The 12314-nt window shown below is 69.8% G+C and carries 12 protein-coding genes and 1 pseudogene; 4 read left to right on the forward strand and 9 right to left on the reverse strand.

Annotated elements, in window-relative coordinates:
- On the forward strand, nt 1-555 hold the full coding sequence (locus JX613_RS08670) for a hypothetical protein (protein ID WP_207101063.1): 555 nt from the start codon (nt 1-3) through the stop codon (nt 553-555).
- Nucleotides 556-558: 3 nt separating this feature from the next.
- Here the strand turns inward: JX613_RS08670 and ygfZ are convergent, their stop codons facing one another.
- Together ygfZ and JX613_RS08680 are read right to left on the reverse strand one after the other, a co-directional pair.
- Nucleotides 559-1278, reverse strand: a complete 720-nt coding sequence (gene ygfZ, locus JX613_RS08675) for a CAF17-like 4Fe-4S cluster assembly/insertion protein YgfZ (protein ID WP_207101064.1) — start codon at nt 1276-1278, stop codon at nt 559-561.
- Nucleotides 1275-2942: an ABC transporter ATP-binding protein gene (locus JX613_RS08680; RefSeq protein WP_207101080.1), complete on the reverse strand. Its 1668-nt coding sequence runs from the start codon at nt 2940-2942 to the stop codon at nt 1275-1277. The genes ygfZ and JX613_RS08680 overlap by 4 nt, the downstream gene beginning before the upstream one ends.
- A 213-nt stretch (nt 2943-3155) precedes the next feature.
- Between JX613_RS08680 and JX613_RS08685 the strand changes: the two genes are divergently transcribed.
- Together JX613_RS08685 and JX613_RS08690 are read left to right on the forward strand one after the other, a co-directional pair.
- Nucleotides 3156-4328: a pyridoxal-phosphate-dependent aminotransferase family protein gene (locus JX613_RS08685; protein WP_207101065.1), complete on the forward strand. Its 1173-nt coding sequence runs from the start codon at nt 3156-3158 to the stop codon at nt 4326-4328.
- Nucleotides 4329-4364: 36 nt separating this feature from the next.
- Entirely contained in the window at nt 4365-4739 is a 375-nt protein-coding gene (locus tag JX613_RS08690) for a MarR family winged helix-turn-helix transcriptional regulator (RefSeq protein WP_207101066.1), read from the forward strand.
- Between the two features lie 27 nt (nt 4740-4766).
- On the opposite strand, the gene copM is transcribed toward JX613_RS08690, so the two are convergent.
- From copM to JX613_RS08705, 3 genes and pseudogenes are all read right to left on the reverse strand, one after another.
- Entirely contained in the window at nt 4767-5129 is a 363-nt protein-coding gene (copM, locus tag JX613_RS08695; RefSeq protein WP_207101067.1) for a CopM family metallochaperone, read from the reverse strand.
- Between the two features lie 89 nt (nt 5130-5218).
- Nucleotides 5219-5788 (reverse strand): annotated as a pseudogene (rsmD, locus tag JX613_RS08700) (16S rRNA (guanine(966)-N(2))-methyltransferase RsmD); the annotation flags it as partial.
- Nucleotides 5789-5858: 70 nt separating this feature from the next.
- On the reverse strand, nt 5859-7061 hold the full coding sequence (locus JX613_RS08705) for an NAD(P)/FAD-dependent oxidoreductase (RefSeq protein ID WP_207101069.1): 1203 nt from the start codon (nt 7059-7061) through the stop codon (nt 5859-5861).
- An 80-nt stretch (nt 7062-7141) separates the two neighbouring features.
- Between JX613_RS08705 and JX613_RS08710 the strand changes: the two genes are divergently transcribed.
- Nucleotides 7142-7627 carry a peroxiredoxin gene (locus JX613_RS08710; protein ID WP_207101070.1) on the forward strand — a complete coding sequence of 162 codons (486 nt, stop codon included), beginning with the start codon at nt 7142-7144 and terminating at the stop codon, nt 7625-7627.
- Nucleotides 7628-7654: 27 nt separating this feature from the next.
- On the opposite strand, the gene JX613_RS08715 is transcribed toward JX613_RS08710, so the two are convergent.
- The 4 genes from JX613_RS08715 to JX613_RS08730 form a co-directional block, all read right to left on the reverse strand.
- Nucleotides 7655-8785 (reverse strand): GNAT family N-acetyltransferase, encoded by a 1131-nt coding sequence (locus JX613_RS08715; protein WP_207101071.1) that lies wholly within the window; start codon nt 8783-8785, stop codon nt 7655-7657.
- Between the two features lie 185 nt (nt 8786-8970).
- Nucleotides 8971-9723: a glycerophosphodiester phosphodiesterase family protein gene (locus JX613_RS08720; protein WP_207101072.1), complete on the reverse strand. Its 753-nt coding sequence runs from the start codon at nt 9721-9723 to the stop codon at nt 8971-8973.
- Nucleotides 9723-10178, reverse strand: coding sequence for a RidA family protein (locus JX613_RS08725; RefSeq protein WP_207101073.1), 456 nt, complete (start codon nt 10176-10178; stop codon nt 9723-9725). The genes JX613_RS08720 and JX613_RS08725 overlap by 1 nt, the downstream gene beginning before the upstream one ends.
- Nucleotides 10179-10226: 48 nt before the next feature.
- Nucleotides 10227-12314, reverse strand: a 2088-nt coding sequence (locus tag JX613_RS08730; RefSeq protein WP_473754225.1) for a coiled-coil domain-containing protein, incomplete at its 5' end; no start/stop codon positions are given.

The raw sequence follows: 12314 nt of genomic DNA on the forward strand, positions 1-12314 counted from the left end.
ATGACATCCCACGCCACACCCGCCGATCTGGCCCGCGCCCTGCCCCATGTCCTGGCCGCGCCCAAGGACGGTGCGCCGGTGGAATGGCTGTGCTTCCGCCCCGGCTTCAACCAGCGTACCTTTCCGGGCCGCCTGACGCTGACCCGCGCCCAGGGCGTTCCGGGCGAACGCTGGACCGTCGCGCCCTGGCTGAGGCTGGCCAATGGCGCGCCCGACCCGCGCATCCAGGTCTCGATCCTGCCGCGCCGGGTGATGGACGCCGTCTGGCTGGACCGCGAAGGAACGCCCCATCCCGGCGACACCATCGTCTGCGACCTGGACACCAGCCACGCGAACCTGCCGGTCGGCACGCTGCTGCAAGCCGGAACGGCGGTGCTGCGGGTGTCGGATGTCTTCAACGACGCTTGCGTCAAGTGGAAGGTCCGTTACGGCCAGGCGGCCAAGGACTGGATCACCGCCCCCGGCCACCCGGACCTGCGCCTGCGCGGCATCCTGTGTTCGGTCGAGCAGGATGGAGAAGTCGCCCTGGGCGACCGCATCCGCAAGCTGGGCTGAGCCCTATTCCGCCGACAACCGCGCCGCACCCGCCTGCATGTCCGGTCCCAGGCGGTCGAACCGCACATGAGCCAGGGCATGGCCGCCCGACTGCGTGAACAGGGTGCCGACCTCGCGCCCCTCGGCGGTGATTGGGGTGCCCACCGGGGCCTCGCCCGCGATCCGAAGGCGGACCAGGCCCTTGCGCAATTCGGTCTTGTGCTTCATGCGGGCCGTCACCTCTTGCCCCACATAGCAGCCCTTGCGGAAATCGACGCCGTGCAGGCGCTCGAATCCCGCCTCCAGGATGAAGGTCTCGTTCGGGATCAGTTCCACCAGCGTTTCGGGGATGATGTGCTGGACGCGGATGGCGTCGAAATCGGTGCCGTCGTCGCCCGTCCCGCCGTAAAGCCGCCAGCCAAGCGCCGGATGCCTGGGATCGGGGATCGCCCCAACGGGCGCGGGCCCGGTGCCGCGCGCGACGGTCATGTCGGTCGCCTCGATCGCCACATGCGACCGCAGCTTGTACATGGTCAGGCGGCGGACCAGATCACCCGCCAGCCGTGCGTCCACGTCGATCAGCAGCGCATCCCCGTCCGGCACGATCAGGAAATCGGCCAGGTATTTGCCCTGCGGCGTCAGCAGCGCGGCCCAGCAGGGGGCGCGGCGCACGTCGTTGCTGACCAGCCCTTGCAGGAAGGCCAGGCGGTCGTCGCCGGTGACGCGGATGATCTGGCGGGTCATTGGATTTCTCCGAATTGCAGGGCGACAAGGCGGGCATAGGCGCCGTTTTGCGCCATCAACTGGGCATGGCTGCCTTCCTCGACAACCCGGCCCTGTTCCATCACCACGATCTTGTCGGCGTTGCGGATGGTGGACAGGCGGTGCGCGATCACCAGCGTGGTGCGCCCCTGCGACAGGCTTTCCAGCGCCGCCTGCACCAGCCTTTCGCTGGCGGTGTCCAGCGCGCTTGTCGCCTCGTCCAGCAGCAGCACGGGCGCGTCGCGCAGGATGGCGCGGGCGATGCCGATGCGCTGGCGCTGCCCGCCCGACAGGGCCGAGCCGCGCGGGCCCGCCGCGCTGTCCAGGCCGTTCGGCATCGCCGACACGAAGTCGCTGACATGCGCCGCCTCCATCGCGCAGCGCAGGGCGGCATCGTCGGCGTCGGGGCGCCCCATCAGGATGTTGTCGCGCAGGGTTTCGTCAAACAGCGCCGAGTCCTGCGCCACAGTGGAAAACTGGTCGCGCAGCACCCCCAGGTCGAAATCCTGCACGGGCACGCCGCCCAGGGTGATGCGTCCCCGGTCGGGATCGACCATGCGCGTCAGCAGGTTGAAGACCGTGGACTTGCCCGCGCCCGAGGGCCCGACAAGCGCCGTGGTCCTGCCCGCCTCGGCGGAAAAGCTCAGCCCTTGCAGCACCGGCTTGCCGTCATAGGACAGCCAGACATCCTCCAGCCGGATATCCGTGCTGTCGGGCGGTTGCATCCGCGCGCCCGACCGGATGCGCGGCTGCGTGTCGATGACCTGATAGACCCGTTCCAGGCTGGCCGCCGCCGTCTGCCAGGTGCCCGCCAGCCCGCCAAGCCGCCGCATGGGCTGGAAGGCCAGCGCCAGCGCGGTGAAGAAGGACATGAAGTCGCCGATGCTGCGCGTGCCCTCCATCACCTCGCGCCCGCCCAGGGCCAGGACGGCGACGAAGCCGATGCCGGTGACGATGTCGGTCAGGGCGGGGACAAGGCTGCTCATGGCGGCGACCTTGACCTCGGACTGGCGGATGCGGGCGACGATGGCGGCGAAGCGGCGGGTCTGGCCCTCCTCGGCCCGGTTCAGCTTGATCGAGGCGATGCCGTGCATCACCTCGTCCAGGCGGGTAGCGCGGGCGCTGGCATTGGCGCGGTTCTGGCGCACCTTGCGGCGGATGTAACGCTGCACGAAGGCGGCGGGCAGGATCAGGATCGGCGCGCCGATCAGCGCGGCCAGCGTCCACTCGGGGTCGATGCTGACCGCCACCGCGAACAGCATCACCAGCGAAATCGCGTCCCGCGTGGCGCTGGTGATCAGGTTCGCCCAGACCCCTTGGACGGCGATGGTGTCGCCCTGGATCCGCTCGATCATCGCGCCGGGGGGGTTTGCCTGGAAGAACCGCCCGTCCAGCGTCATGATATGGGCCAGCAGGTCGCGCTGCATGGTGGTGGAAATCCCCAGCGAGATCCGCGACAGCAGCGACCGGCTGGCGATCAGCGTCACCGCGCGCAGCAGGAAGATGCCCATGATCGCGCCGCCGACCCACCAGATCGCGCCCGCCTCTTTCCCGACAAAGACGCGGTCGAACAGCGGCTTCAGCATCCACGAGATCAGGGCAAGCGTCGAACCCTCGGCCGTCATCAGCAGGAAGGCGCCCAGCATGGGGCCGCGATGGACGTGCAGGTAATCCGTCCAGAAGCGGCGCAGCAGGGTCGAGGCGGCGGGATGGGTGGTATCGGACACGGGCGTCTTTCGTCTGGTCGCGCTTGGCAACCCTTAGCCCGAGGGGGGCCGCCACGGCAAGGCAGGGGGGCGTTGACCTTGGGCCGCGCGGGCACTAGCGATCCTTGCAGGATGTGAAGGATAAGACACGCCATGAGCCTTGCCGCAGGTCGCCCCGTGATCGCCATTCCCGGACCCTCGCCCGTGCCGGACCGGGTGCTTGTTGCCGCCCACCGCGCCTCGCCCGACATCTATGGCGAGGAGCTGGCGGATCTGAACCTGTCCGTGATGGCGCAGTTGAAGCGGCTGGCGGGCACGGGGGCGCATCTGGCGCCTTATATCGGCAACGGCCATGCCGCGTGGGAGGCCGCGGGCGCCAACATCTTCAATTCCGGCGACCGGGCGCTGGCGCTGACCTCGGGCCATTTCGGGCGGTCCTGGGCGCAGCAGATGGAACAGATGGGCGTCGCGGTGGAGCGGCTGGACTTCGGCAACCTGCCCGCCGATCCCGACATGCTGGCCCGCCGCCTGGCCGAGGACAAGGCGGGCGCGATCAAGGCGGTGATGGTCTGCCAGATCGACACGGCCACCGGCGTGATGAGCGACATTCCCGCGCTGCGCGACGCCATGGGCGATCACCCGGCGCTGCTGATGGTGGACGCCATCGCATCCCTGGGCTGCGCGCCGATGATGATGGACGACTGGGGCGTCGATGTGCTGATCTCGGCCAGCCAGAAGGGCATGATGTGCCTGCCAGGCACCTGCTTTGTCTGGTATTCCGACCGCGCCGCCGCGCGCGGGCGCTCGCAGCTGACCACGCCCTATTGGGACTGGCACGCCCGCGCGGGTGCCGAGGCTCTGTGGCGCTTCTGGGGCGGCACGCCGCCGGTCCAGCAGATCTTCGCGCTGGACGAGGCGCTGCGCATGATCCTGGACGAGGAAGGGTTGTTCGCCGTCTGGGCGCGCCATGCGGCCCTGGCACGCGCCGTCTGGGCTGCGGCGGACGCCTGGGGCGAGGGCGGCACGGGCATCCGCCTGTCGGTCGAGGATCCGATGTCGCGCGCGGCCTCGGTCACGGCCATGGCGCTGCCGGGGGCGGACGCGCTGCGGGCCTGGACGGTGGCGCATTGCGGCGTGACGCTGGGCGTTGGCCTGGGGGCCGAGCAGCCTGAAAACGCGCTGCGGGTGGCGCATATGGGGCACGCCAATGCCGGGATGATCCTGGCCGCGCTTGGGGCGATGCAGGCGGGCATGGCGGCGCTTGGCATTGCGCACGGGCCGGGCGGCCTGGACGCGGCGGCGCGGGTGCTGGCGGAACCGGCGTGAGAGGGCACTGCCGCGATCCATGGCAAGGAATAGTATATGACTGACGAAGAAGTGGCGGCGCTGCGGCGCTTTCAGGACGCAATCCGCAAAATCAGGCAAGTTTATCCCCGAATGGAGGTAGGGCAGCTTGAGGTGCTTTTGTCTATCTCTACCAAGCCGGGAATACGCGGGGCAGAGATCTTGCAGGAGATGCAGGGCATCAAAAGCAACAGCGTCTATAGAACGATCAAGGTTCTGTCAGATGTAGAAGGCGAGGCAGGGGATGGCCGCAGACACGGCCTCAACCTGATTACAAAAACACCAGACCCATTAGATAGCCGGGCCTTTCAACTGGTCCCAACCATGGCTGGAAGAGACCTTGCGGAAGCCGTTGCTGCGGCTTTGACAGACAGCAGACCAGATAGGATCTGACGCCAATAGCCGCAGCTTTGGTCAGATTTACTCCGCGTGCCCGTGTTCCTTCAGCCATTCCTGCATCATCTTGATCTCGGCTTCCTGCGCGGTGATGACCTCTTGGGCCAGTTTGCGGATCTCGGGGTCGTCGCCGTGTTCCAGCGCCACCTTGGCCATGTCGATGGCGCCCTGGTGGTGCGGGATCATGCCGCGCACGAAATCCACATCCGCATCGCCGCTGGATTCCATCGGCATGTCGGCGTGCATCTTTTCCATCACCGCCTGATAGGCCGAAGCCGCATCGCCCCCTGCGCCATGGGCAGAATGATCGTCCTGGGCATAGGCGCCAAAGGCCAGGGCAAACAGGATGGGGGAAAGGGCAAGGCCCCGGCGGATGGATGCGGTCATGGAAACCTCCTTGGCGGTTGCCAGGGCAGGCTGGCGCAAAGCCCGGTCCGATGGAAGCGGTCAACCATCACATCCGCGATACCGCGACCCTATGCCCCGGGCAGGCGCGCGAGCGTCACCAGCGTATCGCCATAGCGGCGCTGGTCGATGGGAACCAGGGGCGCGGGGACCAGCGGCGGGCGGCTTTCCTCCCACACCACGACCGCGCCGGGGGCGAGCCAGCCGCCTGCCAGGGCCGCGGCGATGGCCCGTTCCCCAAGGCCCTGCGCATAGGGCGGGTCGAGGAACACCAGATCGAAGGGCGCATCGCGGTTGGCGGCAAGACGCGTCGCATCCTGGCGCAGCAGGGCGGTCGCGTCCCCCGCCCGCGCCTTGGCGACATTGCTGCGGATCAGCGCCTGCGCCTTGGCGCCGTTCTCGACAAGGGTGACATGGGACGCGCCGCGCGACAGGGCCTCAAGCCCAAGCGCCCCGGTGCCTGCGAAGAGATCCAGCACCCGCGCGCCGGGGACCGGGTTGCCATGGGTGCCGTTGACCAGCAGGTTGAAGATCGCCTCGCGCACGCGGTCGGTGGTGGGGCGCAGATGGGCGGCCGTGTCGCCCACGCCGACCTCGGCCAGTTTCAACCCGCGCAGGGTGCCGCCGACGATCCTCATGGTTGCGTCCCGCGAAGGCTGGGGGCGCTTCGCCCCCCAGACCCCCCGAGGATATTTGGGTGAAGAAGAAGCATCATGCGAGCAGCGCCTTGAGGTCGGTCGTGGTGGCGATGGCGTCGGGGTCGGGGCTGCGGCCCGACTCGATCAGGCGCTTGCCGATCATAAAGGCGCGGGCGTCGTTCAGCGCATCCACGGCGATCAGGCGGCCTTCGCGGAAATACCAGACCGATCCGCCATGCTGGCCGTCGCCCGGCCGCGTCACGATCCGGTCATGGCCGGTGCCCAGACCCGCGATCTGCAGCTTGGCGTCGAACTGGTCGGACCAGAACCAGGGCTTCGGGTGATAGGGCTTGTCCGCGCCCAGGATGTTGTCGGCCACGGCCTCGGCCATGTCGATGGCGTTGCCGACGCTTTCCAGCCGCAGCCGCCCGCCCGCCCAAGGAAAGCTGGCGCAATCGCCCGCCGCCCAGATGGCCGGATCCGAGGTCCGGCCCAGGGCATCCGTGGCGATGCCGTTGTCCAGCGCCAGCCTGGCAGTCTGCGCCAGCGCCGTTTCCGGCAGCACGCCGATGCCGGTGACGATCAGGTCGGCGGGCAGTTCCCGCCCGTCGGTCAGGGCCACGCCGGTTGCGCGGTCCGTGCCGGTGATGTGCGAAATGCCGGTGCCTTCCAGGATCTCCACCCCGTGCGCCCGGTGCAGGGCGCGGATCATATCCGCCGTTTCCGGCGCGGCCACGCGGCCCAGGATGCGCGGCGCGGCCTCGATCAGCGTCACCGTCAGGTCCAGCTTGCGGGCGACCGCCGCCGCCTCAAGCCCGATATAGCCGCCGCCGATCACGATCAGGCGGCGGCCCGGCTGCATCGCGGGGGCCAGCGCGTCCACATCGGCCAGGCTGCGGATCACATGCACGCCCGGCAGATCGCCCCCCATGGCGGCGGGCAGCCGACGCGCCGACGCGCCGGTGGTCAGGGCCAGGGCGTCATAGCTGACCTTGCCCTTGTCCGTCACGACCACCCGCAGCACCGGGTCGATGGCCGTTGCCGTTTCACCAAGCCGCAGGGCGATGCGCTGGTCGTCCCACCATTCGGCCCCTCGCAGCACCAGCCGGTCCAGCCCCATTTGTCCCAGCAGATAGGCCTTGGACAGCGGCGGGCGCTGATAGGGGGCGGCGGGTTCCGCGCCGATCAGCACGATCTCGCCCCCATGGCCCTTGGCGCGCAGCCGCGCCGCCAGGGATGCCGCCGCCTGTCCCGCCCCCACGATCACGATCTTCATGCCGGTCCCCGCGCGCTGGCCTGTCACCGGGCCGCACCCTATAGTCGCCGCGAATCCGTTGCAATTCCAAGGAGGACAGGATGACCATCACCGTCGGAGACAAGCTGCCCCAGGCCAAGCTGCTGCGCGTGGGGGCAAGCGGCCCCGAGGCCGTCGATACCGCCGACCTGACCCAGGGCCGCGTCGCCCTGTTCGGCGTGCCCGGCGCCTTCACCGGCACCTGCACCAACGCCCACATGCCCAGCTTCGTGCGCAACGCCGACGCCTTCCGCGGCAAGGGCGTGGACCGGATCGTCTGCATCACCGTGAACGACCCCTTCGTGGCCGATGCCTGGGCCAAGGCCACCGGCGCCGACACGGCGGGGATCGAGGTTCTGGCCGATGCCGACGGCAGCCTGACCCGCGCGCTTGGCCTGACCTTCGACGCCCCCGCCGCAGGCCTGCAAGGCCGCTGCAAGCGGTTCGCAGCACTTCTGAAGGACGGCCAGTTCACCGCCTTCGAAGTCGAGGACAACCCCGGCCAGTGCAGCGTCAGCGCGGGCGAGGCGCTGCTGGAAAAGGCCTGATCCCGGCGACCGGCGGGCGACCGCCGGTCAGCCTTCCTTACGGAAGGGGGTAAAGTCGGCCAGGGCCTCGATCTCCTCGCCCATGGCCTCGCGCTCGCGGTCCAGGTAATCGGCCAGGGCGCGCCGGAAGCCCTCGTCCGCGACCCAGTGCAGGGAATGGGTGGCGACGGGCTCGTATCCCCGCGCCAGCTTGTGTTCGCCCTGCGCCCCCGCCTCGACCCGCGACAGGCCGCGCGCGATCGCCACGTCGATGGCCTGGTGATAGCACAGCTCGAAATGCAGGAAGGGGTGGTCCTCGACGCAGCCCCAGTAGCGGCCATAGATCGCGTCCGGGCCGATGAAGTTCAGCGCCCCGGCCACCGCGCGCCCATCGCGTTCCGCAAGCACCAGCAGGATGTCGTCGCGCATGGTCTGCTGAAGGCAGTCGAAGAAGGCCCGCGTCAGATAGGGCCGTCCCCATTTGCGGCTGCCGGTGTCCTGGTAGAAGGTCCAGAAGGCATCCCAATGATGGGGCTTCAGGTCGTCGCCCGTCAGGTGCCGGATCGTGCCGCCGAAACCCTGCGCCCGGGCGCGTTCCTTGCGCAGATCCTTGCGCTTGCGCGAGGACAGCGCCCCCAGGAAATCGTCGTAACTGCCATAGCCCCGGTTCAGCCAGTGGAACTGCTGCGTGAGGCGGGGCAGGAAGCCGATTTCCGCCCCGGCCTTCGCCTCGGCTTCTGTGCAGAAGGTGACGTGGACGCCCGAGGCCCCACCGCTTTCCGCGACCCGCGTCAGCCCCGCCAGCAGCGACTGGCGCATGGCCGGATCGCGCGTCAGCAGCCGCGCGCCGGTCACGGGGGTGAAGGGCACGGCGGCCTGCAATTTCGGATAATAGCGCCCGCCCGCGCGCGCATAAGCCTCGGCCCAGGCATGGTCGAAGATGTATTCCCCCTGGCTGTGCGACTTGGCGTAAAGGGGTGCTGCGGCGACCACGCGGCCGCCCTCCTCCAGCGTGACATGCAGGGGCTGCCAGCCGGTCCCGCGCCCGACCGAGCCGGACTCCTCCAACGCCAGGAGGAAGCGATGGGTGGTGAAGGGATTGCCGTCGCCAAGCGCGTCCCAGGTCTCGGCGGGGATCGCGGCAATGCCGGGATGGGTGGACAGGGTCAGCGCGTTCATGGTGCCAAGCTAGGGGCTCGGACAGCGTTTGTCAGCCGCCCCACCCTCACAATCACGCAGGCTTTTCACTTTGGCTCAAATATCCCGCAGGGGGAGTAAGCCGCGCCCGGGAAAAGGTCCAGTGGACCTTTTCCAGCGGCGAACGCCGAAGGCGGATGGGGGACGCGAAGTCCCCCTGCTCGGGTTCAGAACGCCGCGCGATAGCCCTCGAAGGTGATGTTGTCGGCCACGCGGCGGGCTAGGGCTTCCTCCGCCGCGCTGCGGATCGTCCAGCACAGGATCGGCACGCCCTGCGCCTTCAGCGCGTCCAGGCGCGGATTGGCCAGGTCGTTCTTGTCGTGGGACACGAAGCAGGCGCCGGATTCGTTGAAATCGTTGATCCCGGCCAGATGGCTGCGGGTTGCCTCGGGGATGCCCGGCCAGTCCGCCTCGTCATAGCCGCAGGTCGTCAGGCCCACCGGGACATGGGGGGCAAGCCTGTGAAAGGCCGCGACCACATGCGGGTTGAAGGACATGACCGCGACCGGCCCGCCATAGCCTTGCAGCGCATCGGCCACCGCCTTGTGCAGAAGGCCGATGTTCGGGCCCAGTGACATGTCCTGGTCCTTGATCTCGACCAGCAGGGGCACGCGGCCCGCGACCAGATCCAGGAACTGCCGCAGGGTCGGGACCGGCTGGTCGCTGCCCAGCAACCGCTGGACCGCCAGGGCGTCGGGGTCGAAATCCGCGACAAGGCCCGGCCCGCCGGTCAGCCGCGCCAGGTCGTAATCGTGAAACACCATGGGCGTGCCGCCCTTGGCAGGCTGGATGTCCAGTTCGATCCCATAGCCCGCATCAATGGCGGCCTGCGCGGCGGCCAGGCTGTTTTCCGGGATGCCGGGGCCGTGCAGGCCGCGATGGGCGATGGGGGTGGACAGGAAGGCGGGGGGCAGCGCCATCACGCGACCTCGAAGATGGCTTCGATCTCGACCGCGACGCCCAGGGGCAGCGCGGGGGCCGAGACGGCGGCGCGGGCGTGGCGGCCAGCCTCGCCAAAGACCTCGACCATCAGGTCGGAACAGCCGTTGATGACCTTGGGCTGGTCGGTGAAATCGGGGGTCGAGTTCACGAAGCCCGTCAGCTTCACCACGCGGCGCACGCGGTCCAGATCGCCCACGGCGGCCTTCAGTTGCGCGATCAGCGACAACCCGCAGCGGCGGGCCGCAGCCGCGCCCTCATCGACCGACATGCCGTCGCCCAACCGGCCCTTGATCAGGCCATTGTCGTCCTGGCTGATCTGGCCCGACACGAAGACCAGGTTGCCCGTCTGCACGAAGGGCACATAGTTCGCGGCGGGCATGGGGGCTGCGGGAAGGGTGATGCCCTTGTCGGCCAGGGTCGCTTCGATGCTCATGATGTCCCTCGGAGTGGCTGGAGTCGCGGCAGCCTAGCAAGGCGGGCGTCAGGCGACCAGAGCCTCGGCGCGCTTCAGGTCCACGCTGACAAGCTGGCTGACGCCCTGTTCCACCATGGTCACGCCGAACAGCCGGTCCATGCGCGACATGGTGACGGCGTGATGCGTGATGATCAGGAAGCGCGTGTCGGTGCGGCGCGTCATCTCGTCCAGCAGGTCGCAGAAGCGGCTGACATTGGCGTCGTCCAGCGGCGCGTCCACCTCGTCCAGAACGCAGATGGGCGCGGGATTGGCCAGGAACACCGCGAAGATCAGCGCCATGGCGGTCAGGGTCTGTTCCCCGCCGGACAGCAGCGACAGGGTGGACAGCTTCTTGCCCGGCGGCTGGCACAGGATCTCCAGCCCCGCGTCCAGCGGATCGTCGGATTCGACCAGCACCAGCCGCGCCTCGCCGCCGCCGAACAGGGTGGTGAACAGCGTGGTGAAATTGGCGTTCACCGCGTCAAAGGCCGCCAGCAGCCGTTCGCGCCCTTCGCGGTTCAGGCTGGCGATACCCGCGCGCAGCTTGCGGATGGCCTCCTCAAGATCGGCCTTCTCGGCGGCAAGGCGGTCGCGCTCGGCCTCAAGCTCGCGCTTGTCCTCGTCGGCGCGCAGGTTGACGGCCCCCAGGCCGTCGCGCTGCGTGCGCAGCCGGGCGATCTGCTCCTCCAGCGCGGCGGCGGGCGCATCTGGCGGCGTCCCCCCCAGCGAGGCCAGAAGGGCCTGCGGCGTCGTTTCGGTTTCCTCAAGGATGCGCGCCCGGGCGGCGGCTTCCCCGTCCCGCGCGGCCTCGGCCCGGGCTTCGCGGGTGGCGCGGGTTTCGCGGGCCTCGGATGCGGCGCGCGCGGCCTCTCGTTCCGCATGGGCGGCGCTGCGTGCGGCATCCTCGGCCACCGACAGGGCGTCGCGGGCGGCGGACAGGCGGTCTCCGGCATCCGCTTCGCGCGCGCGCAGGCTGGCGCGGCGATCGGCCAGGACGGCGGGCTGCGCCTGCGCCTCGGACAGTTCGGCCAGGGCGGCGTCACGACGGGCGGCCAGTTCGGACGCGCGCGTGCCCGCCTGTTGCAGGCGCAGCGTCCAGCCGGATTCCTCCTTGGCGATCTCTTGCAGGCGCTTGGTCCGCGCATTGGCCTCGCGCTTCAGCTCGTCCAGCGCGGCGCGGCGGGTCATGGTGGCGATGCGCGCGGCCTCGACGCCCATGCGGGCATGATCCAGGGCCGTGGCGGCGTCCGTGCGGTCGGGCAGGTCCGCCAGCGCGGCTTCCGCCTGCGCCAGCCGTGCGCGCGCGTCCCCGGCATCGGCCCGGTGCCGCGCCAGTTCCGCCGCTGCGGCTTCGGCCCGGCTGCGCGTCATGGACAGGTCGGATTCGGCCCGCGTCAGGGCGCGGGCGGCCTCGGACAACTGCCGTTCCGCATCGCGCCGGGCATCGCGGGCGGATTTTTCGACAGCCGTGGCCTCTGCCAGGGCGGCGCGCGCATCCTCGTGGGTTTCAACCGCAATTGCCGCCCTGGCTTCCGCCTCGGCCGCCTGTTCCGCCAGTTCGGCCAGCCGGTTCACCTTTTGCAGATGCAGCGCGGCGGCCGACGACGCCTCGCCCGCCATGACCCGCATCCCGTCCCAGCGGAACAGATCGCCCGCAGGGGTGACCAGCCGCTGACCGGGCCGCAGGGCCGCCTGCATCGCCGCCCCCGTCGCGGCGTCAGCGACCAGCCCGACCTGGGACAGCCTGCGCGCCAGGGCGGCCGGACCATCCACATGCGGCGCCAGGGGTGCCGCGCCAACCGGCAGGGGCTGCGGATCGTCCCATCCGGCCAGCAGATGCCAGCCGCTTTCGCCATCCGCCGCCAGCCCCGCCCGCAGGTCGTCGCCAAAGGCCGCGCCAAAAGCGGTTTCAAAGCCCCTGGCCACCGTCACCTGATCCAGGATCGCCTTGCCGCCGGACTGCCCGCGTTCCACCAGACGGCGCAGCGCGGCCATCTCGGCGGCCAGGGCGCTGGCTTCGCCCTCGGCCTCGGCGCGGGCGATGCGGGCGCCGGTTTCGACCGCCTCGGCCTCGGCCCGGGCGGCCTCGGCTGCGGCCAGCGCCTCCTCGGCGGC

The sequence above is a fragment of the Paracoccus shandongensis genome (genome assembly GCF_017315735.1).
GTDB classification, from domain to species: Bacteria; Pseudomonadota; Alphaproteobacteria; order Rhodobacterales; family Rhodobacteraceae; genus Paracoccus; species Paracoccus shandongensis.

Coding starts and splice junctions, on each gene's coding strand:
- JX613_RS08670 (WP_207101063.1), top strand. CDS start 1: ATGACATCCCACGCCACACCCGCCGATCTGGCCCGCGCCCTGCCCCAT.
- ygfZ (WP_207101064.1), bottom strand. CDS start 1,278: ATGACCCGCCAGATCATCCGCGTCACCGGCGACGACCGCCTGGCCTTC.
- JX613_RS08680 (WP_207101080.1), bottom strand. CDS start 2,942: ATGCTGGGCGCCTTCCTGCTGATGACGGCCGAGGGTTCGACGCTTGCC.
- JX613_RS08685 (WP_207101065.1), top strand. CDS start 3,156: ATGAGCCTTGCCGCAGGTCGCCCCGTGATCGCCATTCCCGGACCCTCG.
- JX613_RS08690 (WP_207101066.1), top strand. CDS start 4,365: ATGACTGACGAAGAAGTGGCGGCGCTGCGGCGCTTTCAGGACGCAATC.
- copM (WP_207101067.1), bottom strand. CDS start 5,129: ATGACCGCATCCATCCGCCGGGGCCTTGCCCTTTCCCCCATCCTGTTT.
- JX613_RS08705 (WP_207101069.1), bottom strand. CDS start 7,061: ATGAAGATCGTGATCGTGGGGGCGGGACAGGCGGCGGCATCCCTGGCG.
- JX613_RS08710 (WP_207101070.1), top strand. CDS start 7,142: ATGACCATCACCGTCGGAGACAAGCTGCCCCAGGCCAAGCTGCTGCGC.
- JX613_RS08715 (WP_207101071.1), bottom strand. CDS start 8,785: ATGAACGCGCTGACCCTGTCCACCCATCCCGGCATTGCCGCGATCCCC.
- JX613_RS08720 (WP_207101072.1), bottom strand. CDS start 9,723: ATGGCGCTGCCCCCCGCCTTCCTGTCCACCCCCATCGCCCATCGCGGC.
- JX613_RS08725 (WP_207101073.1), bottom strand. CDS start 10,178: ATGAGCATCGAAGCGACCCTGGCCGACAAGGGCATCACCCTTCCCGCA.